Consider the following 21,130-nt stretch of genomic DNA (forward strand, 5'->3'; position numbering starts at 1 on the left):
AAGGGGCCTTCACTTTCTTTAATTCAGACAACCAGTCCGGTGTGTCGCGCCTTGAGCCCGGAAGGTCCGGGACTGTGGGCGAGGCATAAGGTTGATCGCGAGTTCCGCACGCAAAGAAGGCCACTTAATGTGGCCTTCGTCTTGCGCAGGACTGCCCGAGCAGGCAACCTTATGCCTCGCCCGCAGTCCCAGACCAAGCCGCAGCTACGACAGCGCGATACCGCCGAGCCAGCCCCAGCGCACGCCAGAGCCAGTACCGTAAAAGCTAATGAACGAGTCAAGCGACCTCGACGTGATGGCGCCTTCGTTGCTCATAACGATGCCGCCGCCAACATAGATGCCCACATGTCCGTACAGCAGACCCGGCATACCGGTACCACTGTGCGACGAGTCGGCCACGATCATGCCCACCTGCAGCGCCGAACGATCGGAGCTGTAGCACCAGGCGTTAAACATGTCGCACGCGTTGCCGCCAAAGTAGCCCACGCCGGCGTTGCGGAAGACGTTGGTGACCCAGGCGGCGCACCAGTTTAGGCCAGGCGAAGGCGTGGAGTAGCATGCGTTGACGACAGCCTGCTGCTTGCCCGAGCCGGCATTCTGTTGCGGATTTCCGGGCGCATACGATCCGCCACCCGAGTTTGAACCACCCGAGTAGGAATTGTTCTTGTTTGCGGCAGCTGCAGCAGCGGCGGCCTTCTTGGCAGCCTCCTCAGCCTGGGCGGCAGCGAGAATCTCGGAATCGCGCTGAGCCATGAGCTCCTTGACGTCGTCGGAGAGGCCGTTCAGAACCGTCTGGACCTCTTGCTGCTTGGCCTGCATGTCCTGCATCTGGGCAGTCTGCTGGTCCTTGAGCTTCTCTAAGTCGGCTTTTTGCGACTCGAGCTCGGACTTCTGCGTATCGAGCTCTTTCTGGATGGTCTGGATATCCTCGATGGCGTCGCGGTCGCTCTTGTTGATCTTCTCAACATAGTGCGCATTGGCGACGAGCTCCTCAAACGAGCCCGAGGTGAGCAGCAGCGACAGGACGTTGGTGCCGCCCGACTTATAGCTGGCGGAAACGCGATCGGAAAGATCGCCGCGCTTCTTTTTGAGCTCGGCCTTCTTTTCGTCAATCTGCGCCTGCGTGCTGTCAATCTGGCCCTGTACGCTCTCGATATCGTTGAGGGTCTGGGCGTTCTTGTTGGCCAGCGCCGCGTATTCATTTGCGATGCTGTCGAGCTGGGCCTGGACCTCGTCAAGCTGAGCCTGGGCCGCATTGAGCTTGTCGGTGGTTTCCTTGGTGGCCTCCGCAGCATGGGCGCGAGCGGGCAGACCAAAAAGAACGGCTGCAGAAGCGGCGCCGAACAAGGCCTTGAGGGCAGTGCGACGCGAAAGCTCCTGGGAAAGGATGGAATCGCTGTTTGGTGACATATCTACTCCGTTACATGTTTATTTATATGTCGCTCAACTCATACATATTAGCGTACATCCGACGCGTCCCAACGATTTCCACGAACGGCAGCAAACCCCATGGTCGGCGGCTCGTATGCAAACGTCAAAGTCAAGGTTATGCCCACGCCAAACATTTCCATGAGTACGTTAGCATGTTCGTCTGCTTTTCCTGCCCTGCACGTTTTGGGTGCCCCTGCCTGCGCTATACTCCCTCAGGAAGTGTTCCTGATTCGATAGGAGACTACATGTCCAAAGCACTCGACCCCAAAGACACCTGCGTCCTCGTAACCGGTGGCGCCGGCTTTATCGGCTCGCACACCGTCGTTCAGCTGCTCGAGGGTGGCTACCAGGTCGTCATCGTCGACGACCTCTCCAACTCCAGCGCCGTCGCCGTCGACCGTGTCAAGACCATCGTGGGCGACAAGGCCGCCAAGAACCTCACCTTCTACGAGGCCAACGTGCTCGACCGCGATGCCATGAACAAGATCTTCGATACCCATCAGATCGACCGCGTCATCCACTTCGCCGGCTTTAAGGCCGTCGGCGAATCGGTGAGCAAGCCCGTCGAGTACTACCACAACAACATCGAGAACACCCTGGTGCTCGTCGACGTTATGCGCAACCATGGCTGCAAGTCCATCATCTTCTCGAGCTCCTCGACCGTCTACGGCGATCCGGATAACCCGCCCGTCACCGAGGAAGACCCCAAGAAGCCTGCGACCAACCCCTATGGCTGGACCAAGTGGATGATTGAGCAGATCCTTATGGACGTTCACACCGCCGATCCCGAGTGGGACGTTGTGCTGCTCCGCTACTTCAACCCCATCGGCGCCCATCCGTCGGGCCTGATCGGCGAGGACCCCAAGGGCATCCCCAACAACCTGGTGCCTTATGTCGCGCAGGTTGCCGTGGGCAAGCTCGAGGCCGTTCAGGTCTTTGGCAACGACTACCCCACCCCCGACGGCACCGGTGTGCGCGACTACATCCACGTGTGTGACCTGGCATCGGGCCATGTGGCCGCTCTCAACTGGATGAACGGCAAGACCGGCGTCGAGATCTTCAACCTGGGCACCGGCACCGGCACCTCGGTGCTCGAGGTTGTCGCAGCCTTCTCCAAGGCCTGCGGCAAGGAGCTGCCCTATGTGATTCGCGAGCGCCGCGCCGGCGATATCGCCGCCAACTGGTGTGATGCCTCCAAGGCCGAGCGCATGATGGGCTGGAAGGCCCGGTACGACATCGCGGACATGTGCCGCGATAGCTGGAACTGGCAGAGCCACAACCCCAACGGCTTCGCCGACGCCGAGTAGCAAAAACCTACATACCGTTCTTGCCCCGATCTCACGATGTGAGACCGGGGCTTTTTCATGGCATGTAACCATTCGCCGAAAATCGACCAACTTATTTTTCTTGCCTATACATGTTTAAACAACATGTATACAATAGCTGTATCGAATCAGAACATCGGAGGCGGACTGCACACCCATCGGCAGGCCGACCCCACAACAAGAAGGATAGAAGACGGCCTTGCCGGTTGCGAACTCGTTGGTGGCGTCGTCGCCGGTCTTGGAGGCAAGCTGCGAAGGATCGCAGGTGGAGTCGGTGATGTACAGGTCGAAGATCTGCTTAAAGTTGTCGAGATACTCGCCCTTAATCTCGTCATCCTCCTGGTTGTGCTCCTTCTCGAACTCGTAGTAGAGCGGGAGGTTGGCGAGGTGGGTGGTGTAGCGCCAGCTGGAGGAGTCATCCATGCCGGCGGAAGTGAAGGCACCGTCAACGCCAAGCTCGTCCTTGCGGGCCTGAATGTCATCGGCGCAAGCCTTCAGCTTGTCGAAGGAGTTGATGTCCTCGGCCTTGTAGCCAGCCTTCTCGAGGAGCTGCTTGTTGTAGATGATGCCGTAGCTCTCCTGGACCCAGTCGATACCTAGATCCTTGCCGTCGGACTGCAGAGCCAGGGAGTCGTCGACGAGCTCACCGCGGACCTTGGTATCGGACAGGTCGGCGCAGTAGTCCTTTCAGTTCTTAAGACCGGTGGGCCCGTTGACCTGGAACAGGGTCGGAGCGGAGCTCTTGGACATCTCGGACTTGAGCTTCTCCTCGTAGGTGTTGGAGGCGGCGGTCACGATCTTGACCTCGACGCCCTTCTCCTCCTTGTACGCCTTGGCGATCTCCTTCCACTCCTTGTCGACCTCGGGCTTGAATTGGAGGAAGTAGACCTCGGCAGCGTCACCAGAAGCAGAGGAGCCGGAGCCGGCGGAGCCACCGCAGCCCACGAGACCCAGGCCAAAGACCGTGGCGGCGCCTTTTGCCGCCGCCTTCGGAGATTGGTTCGGGGACTTTGCCCCTTTTTCTGATTTGTGCAATCCGCTGTTTGCCTAGTTGTCTGAACAAGTATTAATAGAGCGGTAGAAAAACTTCGGTGAACGGTTCTTGATACATTCGTACTTGACAAATATTGTCTAAACAATTAAAGCGCCCCGTGCGGCCGATATCCCATCGACAGCACGGGGCGCTTCATATCGAAACGCAAGCTTATGCGTCTGTTACCTATCGTTTGGAATTGACGCGGTAATGGAAGATCTCGGGGTGTGTGCGAGCATGCGTCACCTCGAACAAGATGCCATCCGATGTGTACGACTGACTCTCCATGACGGCAACGCAGTTGTATTTGCCGAGGTCAAGATAGCTGCAGTCTTCATCGTTGGCGAGCTCGACACTCACCGTACGGCGACTCGCCATCACTTTGATGCCGCGCTTGTGCTCCAGATAGTCGTAGATAGATTCTGCCGCGATCTCGGGAGTCAGACCCTTGGCGATCGACTCCAAAAAGTAGCCATGGTCCACTTGGCGCGCGCTGCCGTTGAGGCTTCGGACACGCACTACGCGAATCAGCTCCTCGCCCACCTTAAAGCCCAGGCGACGAGAGAGCTGCTCGGTGCAGACCAGATGTTCAAAGGACTTAACGTCCGTCGATGCAACGGCATTGCTGCGCTTTGCAAATTCGCCAAACGACTCGACTTCCTCGAGTGCGCCCAGCATGTCGGTTTCGCCCTTGAGCCAAATAACGCGCACGCCCTTGCCGTGTATGGGCTGCACAAACATCTCGTCGGCCAGCATGCTCAAGGCGCGGCGGACGGTATTGCGCGTGCAGTCGAACTCTGCGGTCAGCTCGGCTTCGGTTGGCAGCATCTCCTGGAACGCATAGGTCCCGTTAATGATGCGCGAACGGATCTCGCGGTAGATTCCTTCGTAAATCGCTTTTGGCATGGCTTCACCTCTAATGAATATGTATGGCTAGGCACGATAGCATTTCTTGGGGTTGTTTAAACCGTCTATCGGCAAAGCACGGATTATTTACCGTCGACGGTTCCCCCGGCACCCAAATCGGACCGAATCAAAACCGTCAATGCGGCAAGCAGCCAGTCCTCTACAATGAGTTCATTGTTTAAACGTTCTTGCTCGCACAGCATGTTGCATCCGGAAGGCATATTATGCTGCAGAAAATCCAACGCTTTGGCGGGGCAATGTTCGCGCCCGCCATGCTGTTTTCCATATCGGGCCTTATGGTCGGCGTCTCCGCCCTCGCAACGTCTGCGGACATCGTCGGCGACCTCGCCGTATACGGAACCCCTTGGTATGTTTTTGGGCTATCATCCAGCGCGGCTCGTGGACGGTCTTTAAACGCCTCCCACTGCTTTTGCCGTAGCGCTGCCCATCGGCCTTGCCCAAAAGCAACCGGCGCGCTGCTGCTTCGAGGCACTCGTGGCCTATTTTGCCTATTGCTTCTTTTTGAGCGAGATCATTAAGCTGAGCGGCGACAACCTTGGACTTAAGTACCCGTCGTCTTTGACCTCCGCCAGCGGCATCACCATCATCGACGGCATCAAGACGCTCGACACCGGCATTAAAATTCTTATGTCCACACCGCTCGCCAACCGCATCGCCCAAGATGAAGAGCTTGGGCCTCTGCTCTGCCTCAACGAGCTCGAACTCGAGGTCACGGAAATCTCGCCTCGCGAGTGCACCAAGCGGGCCGGAATCAAGGCCGTGCTTGACGCCCTGGGGCCAGATCACGGCACTGCGTACGGCATCGGCGACGCAAGCAACGACATCGCCCTCATGGAGGCGGTCGATGTTGGCGTCGCCATGGGCAACGCGCCGGACTTCCTCAAGGAAAAGGCCGACTACGTCACCGACAGCTTCGACCACGACGGCGTCGTCACCGCGCTCGAGCACTTTGGACTTATCTAGCCGCGCCTCTTGCCGCATTTGCGACAACATGGCTCAATCGTCTTCAACCGCCGCGCTCGATGCCCTAATGTGGCAATATGTTGTCTGCATAACGCAACGATGCAACCTAAGAAAGAATGCGAGAACCCGTGTCCAGTCCGTTTACCAGCTTTTTAGCCCAGCATTTTGACCAGATTAACGACTATCTGGCCACGTTCTTTGACGGACAGGCGACCTCTGCCGATATCGAGCGCTACCTGTATGGCCCGCTCTCGGCATTTACGGCCAATGCCGGCAAGCGCCACCGCCCGCTCATCTGCATGCTCGCCGCCACCGCGGTAGGCGGCAGCTTTGAGAGCGCCCGAAGCGCGGCGGCGGCCATCGAGCACTTTCAGTCGGGAGCGCTTATCCATGACGACATCGCCGACAACGGCCAGCTGCGCCGCGGCAAGCCCTGTATGCACCTTACCGAGGGTACGGGACTTGCCATCAACTGCGGCGACCTAGCGCTCACCATGGTTACCAAGACGGTTCTCGACGACCCCACGCTCGAGGCAGACGTGAAGCTCCGCGTGCTCCACGAGCTCACCGAGATGATCGTTCGCACCATCGAGGGTCAGGCGCTCGACCTGGGCTGGGTCCGCGATGGGCGCTTTGACATCTCGGTCGACGATTATCTGGACATGGCGACGCACAAGACCGCGTACTACAGCGGAGCCACGCCACTTGCCGCCGGAGCCATTATCGGTGGCGGCAGCGAAGACCAGATTGAGGCGCTGCGTGCCTTTGGCCTGCACACGGGCCTTGCCTTTCAGATCCAAGATGATCTGCTCAACCTTATTGGCACCAAGGAGGCCGCCAACAAGGACTTCCGCACCGATATCACAGAGGGCAAGCGCACGCTCGTCGCCGTGCATGCCCTGTCAGACGAGCGTTATCACGACGAAGTCGAGGCAATCCTTTCCTCGGGCACCGAGGACCCCGTGCAACTCGCACGCGCCGTGGAGATCTTCCAGCAGACCGGCTCTGTCGATTTCGCCCACACTTACGCACTCAACCTGACTGCCAAGGCCAAGGCCGCTATCGAAGGTGTCGAGCTCGACCCGCATGCACGCGAGCTGTTCGACTCCATGGCAGATTTCTTTGTGGAGCGCCTTAACTAGCGGGGGTTATAAAACCTGTCAGCAGCGCATTTGGGTACAACTTGCTACACTGTTGAGTGCATGTTTATGCAACCCTTTGCGTTGTCTATCCGACACACGCTCAAATAGTACGAATGGTACGCCGAAAGGGGTTCGTTCATGGAACCTATCACAACGGGCATGCAGGGAGCAGCCGTCGAGGACGTCCAGTCCCGCCTTCTGCAGCTCGGCTATACAATCGATGACGCCGAGGTCGCCGACAAGCGCTTTGGCACCACCACCGAGCAGGCTGTTGGCACCTTTAGGCTCGACAGCGGCCTTGCCGCTGGCTACGCCGTCGATATTCCCTGTTGGAGCGCCCTGGTAGACGCCTCGTATAAGCTGGGCGACCGCACGCTTTATCTGCGCATGCCCAATTTCCATGGTGCCGACGTTCGGGCCCTGCAGAGGGCACTCAACGTTTTGGGTTTTGCCTGCGGTGAGGACGACGGCTACTTTGGCCCGCACACCGAGGCGGCCTTGCAGCAGTTCCAAGAAAATGTCGGCCTGTTTGCCGACGGCATGGCATTCCAGGATACCTACGCCTATATCAACCGTCTGCATCACGTGTGGGAGGGCAAACCCTCGGTTACCGAGGCCGAGTCGCGCATCGGCTTTGCCCGCGCCGCCAACGTGCTCGAGCGCTTCCAGATTGCCGTTATCGGTGAGGACCCCATCGCACGCAGCGTTGCATCGCGCATGTGGAACATCGCCACGGCGACGACCGACAACAGCGGCATGATGCTTTGCGATTCCGAGGTTCCGACCGACGTGGATCTGGTACTCGAAATCGCAAGCGATGAGCTGCCCGCAGATGCAGCCCCGCGCGCCACGATCGCCCTTGCCGAATGTCACAACCTGGCGCAGCGCATCCGCACTGCCAATATCGCCGCGCAACAAAAGCCTGCACGTATCCGCATTGAGCTCACGGGCATGACGCGCTACAACGGAACCTTCACCGCAAGCGATGCCCAGACACTCGCCGTACGCCTGCTCGATGGCGTTTGCGATGCCCTCGCAGATTAGGTAAACTAGACGAGCTGCTTTTGGGCAGCACCACACATTGGGACGTAGTTCAACGGTAGAACTCCGGTTTTTGGTGCCGGCTGTTGGGGGTTCGAATCCCTCCGTCCCAGCCAAGGCAACTGAGCGCCCCGGGCTTTCATCAGCCCGGGGCGCTTTCTTGTGGGCATGCGGAGGGATCCGAACCCGCAAGGGTGCGGAGCTGAGGAAACGCGAAGCGTTTTCCAGCGCAGCACGCAAGGAGCGGGGCGACGCAGCGGGGCGCGGCCGCCGGAAGGCGGACGCGGAATCCCTCCGTCCCATATCAGCCATGAGCGCCTTACATCAAGAAATATCAGCCCAGTTCCGAAAAGCGAGCCGCATATAACAACCAAGTAGCCACAGGCCCCGGGAGAGCGGGGACACCGGCTTAGGTTTATCGCGAGTTCCGCACGCAAAGAAGGCCACTTAATGTGGCCTTCGTCTTGCGCAGGACTGTAGAGCAGGAAACCTAAGCCGGTGTCCCCGCTCTCCCGGGGCCGACGGAACTAATTGTTCAGCATGCGGTCGAAGCTTCCCGAGTCGCCATCCCGATAGTCGGCGGTCATCAGAATCTCCTGCGGAATGCGACCGCCCTCGCGCAGCACATTGCGGAACTGCACGCGCGTGACCATAGGCAGATCTTTGATTGTCGCCGCCAAATTCTGCGGCACACCCTGATTGGCAGCCGCAGGCTCGCACTCGCCGCCAGCTTTCACGCGACGCTTGTGCTCGGCGAGCATGGCACGATACATGCCGGCATGCAGGCGAATCTCAACCACATTGGCATTGCGGGCCTGCTCGACGATGCGCGCGCCCTCTCGATCGATGTCGCCCACGTAGTAGACATAGTTAAAGCGATAGCCGATCTCGGCCAGATAATCATCCAGTGCGTGCGAGACGCTCGCCTTGCAGCCACCGCCAAAGATCACGCCACCCACCTTGGTGCCAAAGAGCTTAGCGTGCTTGCGGCCGCGCAGGAGCTTGACGATCTCGTCATAGGTGTCCAGGTTCTCGACCATAATGAACGGCTTGTCGGCGCCCAGCGTAAAGAAGCCCGTAAAGTGCACGGGGCGGTTGGGGGCGACCTTAATCGCCTGCATGCTGATGCCCTTTTCGGTCATACGCCGAATCAAGCGCTCGCCGTGTTTACCGTCAAAGGCCTTCTCATCGTTAAAAATCTGGTAGGCGCGCTGGCGACGCGAAGCGACCGGCGTGTCGGCACCGCGATTCTGCTCAATCCAAGCCTGGATGATCGCAATCTCCTCGGCAATCTTGCGGTTGGACATCTCGTTGTGCTGAGTGCGCTGCGAAACCTTTTTGCCGTCCTTGCCCTCAACCTTAACGATTTGAGTCTGTTGCTCCTTAATCTTGGAGAGTGCAGCAGGTGTGGGAACGACCTTGAGCAGCTGCCTGCCCAGGACACGGGCCAGAGCAAACGCCGAAACCTCGCCATGAGCGGTCGACTCAGGCTGCTGGGCGGTCGCATCGTTTGCAGTCGGTTTGGGCTGCGTCTGGGATTTGCACTTGGAATCTGTCCGAGTATTGCGCTCTTGCTTTGGCGCGGACGAGCCCTTTTGCGAACGCTCAGGCTTGCCCCCCTTTACTGGCTGGCGCTTGGGCTGCTCCGCCGGGATCTCAGCCTTCGCATCCTTGTTTTGCCCCGCTGCCTGCTCGGCCACGGATTCGGTATTTGAGCCACGGCCGCCACGGTGACGACGACGGCGAGGCTTGCTCGAAGCGCTCTCCCCCGCTTTCTCGCCCGCAGACTGCTGGCCTCGGGGCTCGACATCGCCCGCAGGCCGCGGCTCAACAGGCTTCTGCTCACGGACCATCGGCTCGGCAGCCTTCTCAGCCTTCTCCGCTGGTGCAGCGGGAGCCTGGTCGGTCTTTTCTTGACGCCTTGCGGGATACGCACGACCCATAAAGCCGCGTCCGGGACGGCATGAACCCGGAGCCTTCTTGACGGGCTCCTCGGGTGCACCAGCAGCCTCGACGGACTCCTGAACGTCGCACACAACACCTCCCTGCTCGGTCTTAAAGTGAGCACCGCGGCGACGCTTGGGCTCCTGGACCTCAGCGGCGCACTGCGGCTCGGTAACAGCCTCATCCTCGACGGGCTCGACATCCGTCGCATCCTTTTGAGCCACAGCGCGACGGAAGCGCTCCTGCTGGGCACGGCGCTGCGCATCGCGCTTGCCGCCCCCGCCAAAACCGCCGCGGCCCGCCTTGGCCGTAAAGGCGCGAACGACGCTCTCGTCAAGCAGCTCATCGGTGTCGACGTTCTCGCGCGGAGCCGTTTCCACCGCAACAGGCGCCTCGACAACTTCCTCGACGGCCTCTTCGGCAGCCTCGGCAGGCTGCTCCTGGACATCGCGAATCTCGGCATTAATGGTATAGAACGCTGGGCGCCCGTTAACGCCGCTGCCCTCGATCTTGGTAACGATCTTTGCCGCGATAAGTTCATCGCGCATCGCCTTGGTGTCACATTCCTTATCGACGGAACGGAAAATCTGTGCCAGCGCGCTCGACTTGATCTTGAGCGCCTTGCGGCAGAGCAGGTCGTAGGCAACCAGCTTGGCACGCTCGGCAGAAAGCGACGTCTGGCTGCTCAGACGCTCAGCCAGGGCATCGACGTTGTTTTGGTTATCGGAATATACCGTCTTGGCCACGGGGCCCCTTTCATATGCACACATATATGTCTATATGGTACATCGCACGCCCCTATCCACGCAAAACATCTGCGAGAACACCCGGACACACTAGCTTTTGCATGGAAAAAGGCCGAGCCCGCGCAGTTGCGGACCCGGCCTTTCCGAGTCATATAGATGTGACGTTCAATCCCTTAGGTCGATTAGGCCTTGGCGGCCTCGGCGTTTGCGGGGGCCTCAGCAGCAGCGGCGCGGCCGTACTCGGCCTTGCCCATCTCGGACCACTCGGGCTCCTCGTCGGGCATGGAACCGGCCTCCTTGCCGAAGAACTCCTTGAGGCAGTTGACGGCAACGATGAGGCCCAGGACCATCAGCAGGACGGCAAAGACGAGCTGCAGGCCCTTGGTGGCGGCGACGGAGACGGCGGCCGTGGTGGCGGTAGCCGGGATGGTACCGAAGAAGCCGTAGGCCTGGACGGCGGTCATGCAGCCCATGGCGCTCTGGACCAGCGAGGTAAAGGTGCAGCAGAGCAGGAAGGCGACGGGCACGTAGAGCATCCAGCCCTTGCGACCGGTGCACTTGCAGAACACGGCAAGGGTGATCATGGTCATGCCGCCGAGCAGCTGGTTGGAAGCACCAAAGAGCGGCCAGATGTTGGCATAGCCGCCAAAGGCGAGGGCGAGGCCGGGGAGCAGGGTGACAACCGTGGCGAACCAGGGGTTGCCGAGGACCTTCATGTAACCGGCCTTGGACTCGATGGCCAGGGCGTCGTTGGTCTGGGCAAAGAACTCGGAGAACGAGGTGCGGGCGATGCGGGCGACGGCGTCGAGCGAGGTCAGGGCCAGAGCGGAGACGTTCATGGTCATAAAGACGGTAGCAAGCGTGCCGTCAACACCGAAGGCCTGCATACCGCGGGAGATGCCAGCAGCGAAGATCTGGAACGGGGTGGAAGCGACGCCAGCGTTGAGGGCGCCGGTACCGGCAGTGTTCATGTCGGAGAACATGATGCCAGCGACGATGATGGCGAGGATGCCAACGAAGGACTCGACGATCATGGCGCCATAACCGACCTTGACGGCGTCCTGCTCCTTCTCGACCTGCTTGGAAGAGGTGCCCGAAGAAACGAGGCTGTGGAAACCGGAGAGAGCGCCGCAGGCAACGGAGACAAACAGGACCGGGAACATCATGCCCGAGGCATTGCTAAAGCCGGTGAAAACCGGAGCGGTGATGGTGGCCTGGCCGTTAACGCCCAGGACGACGATGCCGAGGACAGCGCAGACAATCATGACGATCATCATGATGGAAGTGAGGTAGTCGCGAGGGGTCTTGAGCATCTGGATGGGCATGGCACCGGCAAAGACCAGGTAGACCATGACGACGGCGAACCACTGGAACTTGTCCAGGTAAACCGGGAACTGCATACCGACGGCGAACATGAGGACCATGAGCACCACGCCGGTGACGAACTCGGCAGCGCCGGTGAGGTTGAACTTCTTCTGAGCCCAACCAAAGGCCATGGCGACGAAGGTGAACAGGATGGAGATGGTACCAGCGCAGCCAGCGGCATAGGACTTGGTGAAGTCGATGGCACCGGTGGCAGCGCCAGAGGCGTCAACGACCGGGGTGAACATGAACGTCTTGCAGACCATGTCGGTAAAAGCGGCGATGACGATGATGCAGAACAGCCAGCAGAACAGCAGGAACAGGCGACGGCCGGTCTTGCCGATGTACTTCTCGATGAGCTGAGCCAAGGACTTGCCGTTGTTCTTCATCGAAGCGTACAGGGCGCCAAAGTCGTGAACGGCGCCAAAGAAGATGCCGCCGACGAGGACCCAGAGCACGACGGGCAGCCAGCCGAAGGCCATGGCGACGATCGTACCCGTAACAGGGCCAGCACCGCAGATCGAGCTGAACTGATGCGAGAACGCGGTGAAGGCGGAGACGGGCGAGAAGCTCTTGCCGTCCTTCATGCGCTTGGCAGGCGTGAGGGCCTCTTTATCAACGCCCCACTTGTTAGCCAGCCAGCGGCCGTAGCCCAGATAGCCGCAGGCGAGCACCGCCGCGGCCACAACCATGAGCAAAACTCCGTTCATTACATTTCCTCCTCAAAAAAGAACTTCCTAGACATAAAAAATGAGGGCCGTCGGTTGCGCTCGACGGCCCTCATCTTCATCAGCCGCCCGTTATCGTACGGGCTAGCTGTATGTGCTAACCCGCATCAGATAATTACTACGCTGATAATGTTTAGCTGATGCGTGAACATGTCTAAGAAATCCTCTTCAATCATGATGCGAACGATCCGTGCGCGTTCACATCCCCCAGTGGATGGAAAGGAGTATGAAACTTTAGTTGACTAAAGTCAACGCAAATATGTAATGAATTTTCAACTTTTTTTGAATTTCTCGGTATAAAACGTCACTGACCTCGGACTTTACCCCACGACAGTTTTTGCTTGAGAGATGCTCCTCGGGGGCGGGGCGGGCGCCTGCCGCCATATATGAACTTTCCTGCTCGGACAGTCCTGCTCACGACGGAGGCCACATTAAGTGGCCTCCTGTTCGTGCGGAACTCGCGATAAAGTTCATATATGGCGGCAGGCGCCCGCCCCGCCCCCGAGGAGTTCCCATCCCAAATCTCAACTCTGTTATCATAATTACGATAATATTCTGATAGCTCAGGAGGTAGCTGTGAATATTAGGCCAGTCTCAGATCTTAGAAATCACTACCCGGACGTTGAACGCGAAGTCGAACAGGAGGGTCCGGTTTTTCTAACTAAAAACGGGCGGGGCTCTATGGTCGTCATGAGCTTTGAGCAGTACAAGTCACTGAGCAATACAATCGAGAGCGCACTTGATGCCGCTGATCGTCAGGCTGCCAGCATGCAACTTCGCTATACACACGACGATGTCTTTGGCTCTGTCAGAAAAATGCTCGACGGCGGTCTCGATGAACAGGCACTATAAGCTCCGCTATCTTCCCCTATTTTGGGAGGACCTCAGCCAAGCAGCGTCATATATCGCCTTTGATCTCAATAACCCCGCTGCAGCAAATAGGCTTGTCGACAATGTTGAAGCAGGCATACTCGAGCATCTCAAGAATCCAACCATGTCACCAACATACCCTTCGACAAGAAGACGGTTGCACCCGTATTACCGCTTCTACGTTGGCAACTACATGGTTTTTATGTCGTCATCGACGACGTCATGGAAGTCCGCCGACTGCTATATAAAAGCCGAGATATTGAGCCGGTTATCAGGTAGGTTTCTTTCAGCTAAAGCACGCCGTAAATTCGACGTAGGCTGGCTAACCTTGCCGGACGTTGTCGACGCCGATCCAGCTCAGTAGCTGCATCGATACAGAAAGGTCCCCGACCGGAGGGGCCGGATATAAGGTTTATCGCGAGTTCCGCACGCAAAGAAGGCCACTTAATGTGGCCTTCGTCTTGCGCAGGACTGTAGAGCAGGAAACCTTATATCCGGCCCCTCCGGTCGGGGACCGCACCCATACGACTACAACGTCATGTTTGGATCGGCGTCGACGTCGAACGGCGAGATTTCACCTCGGTCGAATTTGCGGCGAGCGACCTCCGCAATCATGGCGGCGTTGTCAGTACAGGCCGAGAGAGGCGGCACCGTTACGCGAATCCCCTGACGCCCGAGTTTCTTAATCATCATCTCGCGCAGATGCGGGTTGGCCGAGACGCCGCCGCCGATGCAATACTCCTTGCACCCGGTGGCGTGCAGGGCGTTCTTGGCCTTCTTGTACTGCACGTCAAAGACCGCCGCCTCAAACGAGGCCGCAAGGTCGGGCAGGTGAATCGTGCGCCCAGCCTTGGTCTCCTGCTCAATATAGAGCGTCACCGCCGTCTTGAGGCCCGAAAGCGAGAAGCGGTAGTCTCCCCTGCTGTTAAGCGCACGGGGAAAATCGATCGCGCGGGGATTGCCCGTCTCGGCGAGCTTGGAGATGATGGGGCCGCCGGGATAGCCCAGACCCAGCGCCTTGGCAACCTTGTCGAAGGCTTCGCCCACGGCGTCGTCCAGCGTCTCGCCAAGCACCTCGTAGTCGCCCCATGCCTTTACGTGCACGAGCATGGTGTGCCCACCCGAGACAAGCGTAAAGATAAACGGCGGCTTAAGGTCGGGCTGCGCCAGCAGGTTGGCGAACAGGTGACCCTCCAGATGATTGACGCACACGAGCGGTTTACCGGCAGCATACGCAAAGCCCTTGGCAAAGGCGACGCCCACCACCAGGGCACCCACCAGGCCCGGGCCTTGCGTCACACCCACGGCGGCAAGCTCACTTGGCGCAATCGCTCCACCCTCAAGGCCAAGCGATACCGCGGCATCTTCAAGCGCCGCATCTACGACACTCACAATCACCTCGACATGCTTGCGCGAGGCGATCTCGGGCACCACGCCGCCAAAGCGAGCATGAAAATCAATCTGCGTCGACACCTGGTTGGCCAGCATATTGCCGTCCGCATCGATAATCGCAACAGCCGTCTCGTCGCAAGAGCTCTCGATGGCAAGAACTAGGCGACGGCGCTCGATTTCGGCACGCTCCTCGGCGGTGCGCTCGGGCTCAGGCAGCGGCCAGACGCGCTGCTCGGCAGCCGTTGGCTCGGGCGAGGCATTGTCGAGAGGAAGCACCAGGGGCAGCGACGCCGTCATGACGATGGCATCCTTGCCGACGCCGTAGTAGCCACGGCGACGACCCGCCTCGGTAAAGCCCAAGGCGCTATAGAGCGCAATCGCACCCTCGTTGCCGTCCTCAACCTCAAGCGAAGCAGTGGTGCAGCCGAGCATCTGGGCGTCATAGCTCACGTGCGACAGCAGCTTGCGGGCAATGCCCTCGCGACGATGAGCAGGATCAACCGCGACGTCCATAATCTGAACGTCACCGTCGACGACCATGCCGCCGGCAAGTCCCAGCAGCTGACCGTCGTCGTGCGCCACCCACCAGCTACGCGGTGCGGCAACGCCCTCGCCCAGCTCGGACAGGAACATGCCCGGCGTCCACGCCTCGTGTCCGGCGCCTTCAAAGCAGGCGGCCTCCAATGCGCTCGCGCCCTCGGCATCCGCCGCGCCCATGGGACGGAACTGCAGATGGCGGCCGGCGAGCTCGTCGGCAACACCCGTAATCTCGCTCTGGGCGCTCTCGGCAAGCCCAAGGCGCTTGCGCTCATTTTCCTCGGCATCCGAAAGACGCGTGTAGATCGGCAAAACGCGAGCCGGATTACCGTCGCCCGCGGCGTGCGCCATCAGAAGGCCTTCGCCCGAGGGCCACCACAGGTCTCGTTCCACGCAGCGCGCAGTCTCGTCCTCACTCAGCAGCTTGCCATAACGTACGAGACCGTCACCAGTCAGCTTAACCTGGCCCCAGTCCGCGGCCTGGCGCCACTCATCAAGCGCCACGGCGGCTTTGACCACGTGTTCGCGCTCAAACAGACGCTCGGGACCTTCGTCCCCCAGCACGTACAGAGCCGGATACACCTCGCCACGCATGGCGTCGGCAAGAACACCAAGCTTGCCGCGCACGCCAGCCTTCCACGCCGTCCAGGCGCAAGCGTCAAGTGTCGACACGCCCAGCAACGGCACGTTGGCACCGCGCGCCAGACCCTTAGCGGTCGAGATGCCAATGCGAACGCCCGTAAACGAACCCGGGCCGCGTCCAACCACATAACAGCCGACATCGCCGCGATTCAGCCCGGCCTGCGCCAACACGCCATCGACGGTATTCACAAGTTCCACGTTGGCATGGCGACGACACAGATGGTCCCCGCTCACCAGCTTCGCCTCGCCCGTCTGCTCATCAATCCAGCTTGCCGCGCAGGCAAGCATGTCGGTCGAAGTATCGAGCGCCACTACCAGCGCGTTGTCGTTATGCAAGCTCATCTTGTACAGCCTTATCAATCAAATCGAAAAGCTCCGTCGCGCGCTCGCCGTGCGCCTCGAGCGCGATCGTTCGCACGTCGCTATCGTCCTCATCGCGCCTAAGCGTCACCGAGAGATACTCATCCGTCAGCTCGTCCTGAAACTGCTCGCCCCATTCCAACAGGCAAGCGCCCTCATAGCCGAGCACGTCAAAAATGCCCGTATCCTCGAGCTCGTAGGCATGCTCCAAGCGGTACAGATCAAAATGGAACAGCGGAATACGCCCCTGGTCGTGAACGGCCATGAGCGCGAACGTAGGACTCGTGACCATATGCTCATCGCCCAAGCCGCGCGAGACGCCCTTGGTAAAGTGGGTCTTTCCCACGCCTAAGCCGCCGGTCAGTATCAGCACATCGCCATTTTCTAGACACGGTGCGACCAACTCGCCAAAATGCTCCGTATCGGCAGTACGAGCCGTTTTGTAGGTACCTAGCCCCAGGTGCTCCAGGGACATATACGCTCCTTATTATTCCGAGGCGCCCTCTGGCGCGGGGTGTCGCACCAGATAGTCGCCCAGCATCTTAAAGTCTTCCTCCAGCAACTCCTGCCACGCCGGATTGCGCAGCGCCGCCGCGGGATGAAACGTCGGCATCACCACAAAGTGCCCCATCTGATGGAACCTGCCGCGCAGCTTGGTAATGCCAATCTCGGTCTTGAGCACAAAGTGCGTTGCGGGATTGCCGAGCGTCACGATGATATCGGGCCAGATGCTTCGAATCTGCTCGCGCAAAAACGGTGAGCAAGCAAGCACTTCCTCGGGACGCGGATTGCGGTTTCCCGGCGGGCGACATTTAAGCACATTGGCGATATAGACATCTTCACGCTTAAGGCCCGCCAGGGACAGAATGCCGTTGAGGTCTTCACCCGCCGCCCCCACAAAGGGCTCGCCCTGTAAATCCTCGTTACGGCCCGGCGCTTCACCGATAAACATCACGCGAGCGCGGGGGTTTCCCACCCCAAACACGATATTGTGGCGCGACTGGTAAAGCTGGCAAAGGTGGCAATCACCCAGGACGGCCTCGATCTCCTCGAGTGCAACTTCGCGCGGCGCCTGATGGCTATGGCCGGGGATGTGCATAACGCCCATAGCGGCTCCTACACGTAGACCTTGTCGAGACGCATGCCAAAGCCGCAGGCGACCTCGTAGTTGATCGTGCCGCGCAGGCGCGCCATCTCATCCATGGTAATCTCGGCATCGCCATCGCGACCGATAATTATCATCTCGTCGCCATGTTCGGCCTCGGGAATCTCGTGAGCCGGGTTGGACTGAATGGCAACCATAAACTGATCCATGCAGATATTTCCGACCTGACGCACGCGCTCACCGCGATACAGCACGTCCATACGATTGGAAAGCGTGCGCGAAAGGCCGTCGGCATATCCGATCGGCAGCGTGCAGATCTGAACGCGTGTGCGCGGTACGCGGTAGGTAAAACCGTAGCCTACGCCCTCGCCCATCGCAGGATGCGCCACGCGCGTCACGCGCGCATGAACGCTCATAACGGGATCAAGCTGCATCACGCGGCCGCTCAGCTCGCACGGCTGCATGCCATACAAGCCAACGCCAGCGCGAATCATATCAAAATGCATCGAGGGGTCGAGCATCGAGGACGGCGTGTTGGCACAGTGCACGATGCCGCACTCAAAACCCGCATCCTTAATGGCCTGAACGGCCTCGGTAAAGCGCTGGCACTGCAGCTTGTAGTCCCAACCCGATGGTTCGTCGGCCGTGGCAAAGTGCGTAAATACGCCGTCGCACTGAATACCGCGATGGAAATTAATACCGCGGACAAAGTCGAGCACCTGCGTGTAGTGAACGCCGATGCGGTTCATACCCGTCTCGATGGCAAGATGATACTTGCCCACCTTGCCCGCCGCGACGGCACATTCACCATACGCAAGAGCAAAATCGGACGTATAGACCGAGGGCATGATATCGAACTCGAGCAATGAAGGAATAGCCTCGATGGGAGGCTCGCTTAGAATCAGGATGGGTTTGGTGATTCCGCCCTGGCGCAACTCAATACCCTCGCTGACCGTCGCCACGGCAAACATGTCGGCACCGGCCGAATACATGATCTTGGCGCACTCGACGGCTCCATGACCATAAGCATCGGCTTTAACCACGCAGCACAGGCGCTGACGCGGATCTAGCAAGTTCTTATAGGCCCTCGTATTGCGGCGGAGCGCCCCGCGGTCGATCTCGACCCAGGACCAACGCGTCAAATCGGCTTTATTCATGATTAGTCATCCGACCCTTCGTCCATGATTCCCAGATCATCGAGCGCATCCTTTGCCGCCAATTCCATGGCGGGACCGATCAAGTCGATAAGATCGGTCGCGATAACGCTCTTCTCGCCATACTCCGTCGCCGCAGCAAAGCCGGCATAGCTGTGGAGTGCGACGGCATACGAGTACAGCAGCTCCCAACGGTCCATCTCGTCACGCATGGTCGCAAGCGTTCCTGCAAGGATACCTGCGAGGACATCACCCGAGCCAGCGGTCGCCAACGACGCTGGGCCCGAAAGCGGCAGCAGCACGCGCTCGACGCCGCAAATGGCCGTCGTCGGGCCCTTAGCGATAACAACGAGATTATCGGAACCGGCAGCCCAGACAATCTTTTGAGCAGCGGCAATCGCAGTGCCAAGATCATTGACCTCGTCGCCGGCAACGAGACGCGAAAGCTCGCGATAATGCGGCGTCATAACGAGCGGCTGCTCGCGACGGTACATCTCGGGATTACTGTCGATGCCGTCGATTGCAATCTTGGCAAGGCAGTTGAGCGCATCTGCATCTAGGATAAGCGGCACATCGAGCTCAAGCAGGCCCGAAACGACTTGCATCGATCCGGCAGACGTCGTCATGCCAGGCCCGCACACAACGCAGCTGTACTTCTTAGCGATCTCGCACACTGTCATACGCGCAGCGGCACCAAAAGATCCACGGGAATCAGACGGAATGGCGAAAACGGGAATCGACGGGAGCGCCATACGAATAAGGTTGGCGCACGCATCGGGCGTCGCAACGGCCACATAACCGGCACCAGCACGAGCGGCAGACTTTGCGGCCATGATGGCGGCACCAGGATATTGTGCCGACCCGGCAACGATGAGCGCGGAGCCGCGCGAATACTTATCGATATTCGTGGGCAGCGGGGCAAAGTAGTCCACCAGATCACCGGGCTCAACGATCTCGGCAGCATGATCGACATCATCGATGACTTCGTCGAGGCGGTCGTACAGACCGCCACACACCAGATCGCCAGCATACTCCGGACCGTCAGCGCTGTAGAGGCCGATCTTAGGGGCAATCATCGTCACGGTACGCTCGGCACGGATGCAGTCGTCATCCACAACGCCCGTCTCGGCATTCAGGCCCGAGGGAACATCGATAGAAACAACGTGATCGGCGCACTCGTTAACCGTAGGAATCCAAATAGAAAACGGCGCACGAAGGTTGCCGTGAAAACCGGTGCCAAAAATAGCATCGATCACGACATCCGCTTTGTTAATGAGAACCTCTAGCTCGTCTCGCGAAGGCCCAACGCACACATGAACGTCGCGACCGGCGGTGCGACGGGCAACGTGACGAGCAAGGGCAGCAGGAATCTCATCCGGCTCAACTGGAGAAACGATATCAACATCAACGCCCTTATGGGTCAGGATATCCGCAGCGACCCAACCATCACCGCCGTTATTGCCAAAGCCGACCAGCACAAGAACGCGATCAGGGTTGAGCTTTAAAATCTCGTTGGCGGCAAATTCACCCGCCAACTCCATGAGCTCGGCCTTCGAGGTGCCCTCGCGCTCGATGATATCCTCGAGGCGAACGACTTCCTCGGTACTCAAAACCGGTTTCATCTATGCTCCTTGCGTATCTTGCGGATCATCGATCAAATGCTCCGACAAAGCAGATTGTTGCAGCTGTTCAAGCTCATCCAATACAGAACGAGCCTCTTTAAATGTCTGGGCAACGCGCTCCTTGGTGCTCATTTTTTCTTCCTTAGGCTTAGGTCGAGCATCCTCGGTGATCGCGATGGCATTAGCGACAGCCAAGTCACCCGTAAGGGTAATAGAAAGAGCAACCTCGACAACACCCAAATCCTGGGCGATTTCGAGAGCGCGACCAGAAAGCAGAGCCTTTGGCTTGCCGAGCCTATCGCGTGTTACGGAAACGTCCTTACGTCCAACGCCCTGACTAAACCCCATTCCAAGTGCCTTAAGTACCGCTTCGCGAGAGGCAAAGCGGCTGGCATAATGAGCGGCAGGGCGAGACGACGCATCGCAATACGCACGCTCTTCATCGGTAAACACGCGCCGGGCAAACGAGGGCGTCTTCTCAAGGATTGATTTCATTCGGGAAATCTCGACGATATCAACGCCGATACCAGCTTCAGCCATGTTCACCTCCATGCTACACAGACTACGATATTGTAGCCCGTTCAAAGAAGATGCGACAAACGAGGGTTATAAAACACAGCTACTATGTGAGACAAATTGCCTGAGAAACGAAAAAGGGGGAGGCCGCGAGGCCTCCCCCTTCTCAGTCCAAGCGCACGGCTCGGTGCCGTCCACCGGTCAGCGGCGCCCTGGCCTCCCACGGGCTGGCCCCGCAGTACTCTCGGCGCGATGGGGCTTAGCTTCCGGGTTCGGAACGGGACCGGGCG

At 59.1% G+C, this 21,130-nt stretch carries 16 protein-coding genes, 1 tRNA gene, 1 rRNA gene and 1 pseudogene; 7 read left to right on the plus strand and 12 right to left on the minus strand.

Annotated elements, in window-relative coordinates:
• Positions 1-204: 204 nt before the first annotated feature.
• Positions 205-1,410, minus strand: coding sequence for a PcsB-like coiled-coil domain-containing protein (locus ACTNBB_RS05740; RefSeq protein ID WP_441057393.1), 1,206 nt, complete (start codon positions 1,408-1,410; stop codon positions 205-207).
• A gap of 266 nt (positions 1,411-1,676) precedes the next feature.
• On the opposite strand from ACTNBB_RS05740, the gene galE reads away from it, so the two are divergent.
• Positions 1,677-2,738: a UDP-glucose 4-epimerase GalE gene (galE, locus tag ACTNBB_RS05745; RefSeq protein WP_441057391.1), complete on the plus strand. Its 1,062-nt coding sequence runs from the start codon at positions 1,677-1,679 to the stop codon at positions 2,736-2,738.
• A gap of 114 nt (positions 2,739-2,852) precedes the next feature.
• On the opposite strand, the pseudogene ACTNBB_RS05750 reads toward galE, so the two are convergent.
• Both ACTNBB_RS05750 and ACTNBB_RS05755 read right to left on the minus strand, forming a co-directional pair.
• Positions 2,853-3,701: pseudogene (locus ACTNBB_RS05750) on the minus strand (ABC transporter substrate-binding protein).
• Positions 3,702-3,975: 274 nt separating this feature from the next.
• Positions 3,976-4,695, minus strand: a complete 720-nt coding sequence (locus ACTNBB_RS05755) for a GntR family transcriptional regulator (protein WP_441055353.1) — start codon at positions 4,693-4,695, stop codon at positions 3,976-3,978.
• Between the two features lie 495 nt (positions 4,696-5,190).
• Between ACTNBB_RS05755 and ACTNBB_RS05760 the strand changes: the two genes are divergently transcribed.
• From ACTNBB_RS05760 to ACTNBB_RS05775, 4 genes are all read left to right on the plus strand, one after another.
• Complete coding sequence (locus ACTNBB_RS05760) at positions 5,191-5,679, plus strand: HAD family hydrolase (RefSeq protein WP_441057389.1); 489 nt, start codon at positions 5,191-5,193, stop codon at positions 5,677-5,679.
• A 128-nt stretch (positions 5,680-5,807) separates the two neighbouring features.
• The gene (locus ACTNBB_RS05765) at positions 5,808-6,821 is read left to right on the plus strand and encodes a polyprenyl synthetase family protein (RefSeq protein WP_441049363.1); all 1,014 of its coding nucleotides are present in this window, start codon (positions 5,808-5,810) and stop codon (positions 6,819-6,821) included.
• Between the two features lie 138 nt (positions 6,822-6,959).
• Complete coding sequence (locus ACTNBB_RS05770) at positions 6,960-7,865, plus strand: peptidoglycan-binding domain-containing protein (RefSeq protein WP_195838517.1); 906 nt, start codon at positions 6,960-6,962, stop codon at positions 7,863-7,865.
• A gap of 38 nt (positions 7,866-7,903) precedes the next feature.
• Positions 7,904-7,978: transfer RNA gene (locus tag ACTNBB_RS05775), tRNA-Gln, on the plus strand.
• Between the two features lie 411 nt (positions 7,979-8,389).
• Here ACTNBB_RS05775 and ACTNBB_RS05780 read toward each other — a convergent pair.
• Together ACTNBB_RS05780 and ACTNBB_RS05785 are read right to left on the minus strand one after the other, a co-directional pair.
• Positions 8,390-10,552 carry a hypothetical protein gene (locus tag ACTNBB_RS05780; protein WP_441057387.1) on the minus strand — a complete coding sequence of 721 codons (2,163 nt, stop codon included), beginning with the start codon at positions 10,550-10,552 and terminating at the stop codon, positions 8,390-8,392.
• Between the two features lie 182 nt (positions 10,553-10,734).
• Complete coding sequence (locus ACTNBB_RS05785) at positions 10,735-12,624, minus strand: carbon starvation CstA family protein (RefSeq protein ID WP_441057385.1); 1,890 nt, start codon at positions 12,622-12,624, stop codon at positions 10,735-10,737.
• A 594-nt stretch (positions 12,625-13,218) separates the two neighbouring features.
• On the opposite strand from ACTNBB_RS05785, the gene ACTNBB_RS05790 reads away from it, so the two are divergent.
• The gene (locus ACTNBB_RS05790; RefSeq protein ID WP_152077364.1) at positions 13,219-13,494 is read left to right on the plus strand and encodes a type II toxin-antitoxin system Phd/YefM family antitoxin; all 276 of its coding nucleotides are present in this window, start codon (positions 13,219-13,221) and stop codon (positions 13,492-13,494) included.
• On the plus strand, positions 13,478-13,876 hold the full coding sequence (locus tag ACTNBB_RS05795) for a type II toxin-antitoxin system RelE/ParE family toxin (protein WP_441057891.1): 399 nt from the start codon (positions 13,478-13,480) through the stop codon (positions 13,874-13,876). Before ACTNBB_RS05790 ends, ACTNBB_RS05795 begins: the two co-directional genes overlap by 17 nt.
• A 164-nt stretch (positions 13,877-14,040) precedes the next feature.
• On the opposite strand, the gene tsaD is transcribed toward ACTNBB_RS05795, so the two are convergent.
• The 7 genes from tsaD to rrf form a co-directional block, all read right to left on the minus strand.
• Positions 14,041-16,425, minus strand: coding sequence for a tRNA (adenosine(37)-N6)-threonylcarbamoyltransferase complex transferase subunit TsaD (gene tsaD / locus ACTNBB_RS05800; protein WP_441057894.1), 2,385 nt, complete (start codon positions 16,423-16,425; stop codon positions 14,041-14,043).
• A complete protein-coding gene (tsaE, locus tag ACTNBB_RS05805; RefSeq protein ID WP_441057897.1) occupies positions 16,412-16,918 on the minus strand; it encodes a tRNA (adenosine(37)-N6)-threonylcarbamoyltransferase complex ATPase subunit type 1 TsaE in 507 nt (168 codons plus the stop codon). The genes tsaD and tsaE overlap by 14 nt, the downstream gene beginning before the upstream one ends.
• Before the next feature lie 12 nt (positions 16,919-16,930).
• The gene (locus ACTNBB_RS05810; protein WP_427794390.1) at positions 16,931-17,551 is read right to left on the minus strand and encodes a uracil-DNA glycosylase; all 621 of its coding nucleotides are present in this window, start codon (positions 17,549-17,551) and stop codon (positions 16,931-16,933) included.
• Between the two features lie 8 nt (positions 17,552-17,559).
• Positions 17,560-18,705, minus strand: a complete 1,146-nt coding sequence (gene alr, locus ACTNBB_RS05815) for an alanine racemase (protein WP_154515162.1) — start codon at positions 18,703-18,705, stop codon at positions 17,560-17,562.
• A gap of 2 nt (positions 18,706-18,707) precedes the next feature.
• Positions 18,708-20,324, minus strand: a complete 1,617-nt coding sequence (locus ACTNBB_RS05820; protein WP_441057900.1) for an NAD(P)H-hydrate dehydratase — start codon at positions 20,322-20,324, stop codon at positions 18,708-18,710.
• Positions 20,325-20,864, minus strand: coding sequence for a holo-ACP synthase (acpS, locus tag ACTNBB_RS05825; RefSeq protein WP_441057903.1), 540 nt, complete (start codon positions 20,862-20,864; stop codon positions 20,325-20,327).
• A 175-nt stretch (positions 20,865-21,039) separates the two neighbouring features.
• Positions 21,040-21,130, minus strand: a 5S ribosomal RNA gene (rrf, locus tag ACTNBB_RS05830); the annotation flags it as partial.

Origin of the sequence: Collinsella sp. HCP28S3_B9, from assembly GCF_052066095.1 — a bacterium.
Taxonomy (GTDB): Bacteria; Actinomycetota; Coriobacteriia; order Coriobacteriales; family Coriobacteriaceae; genus Collinsella.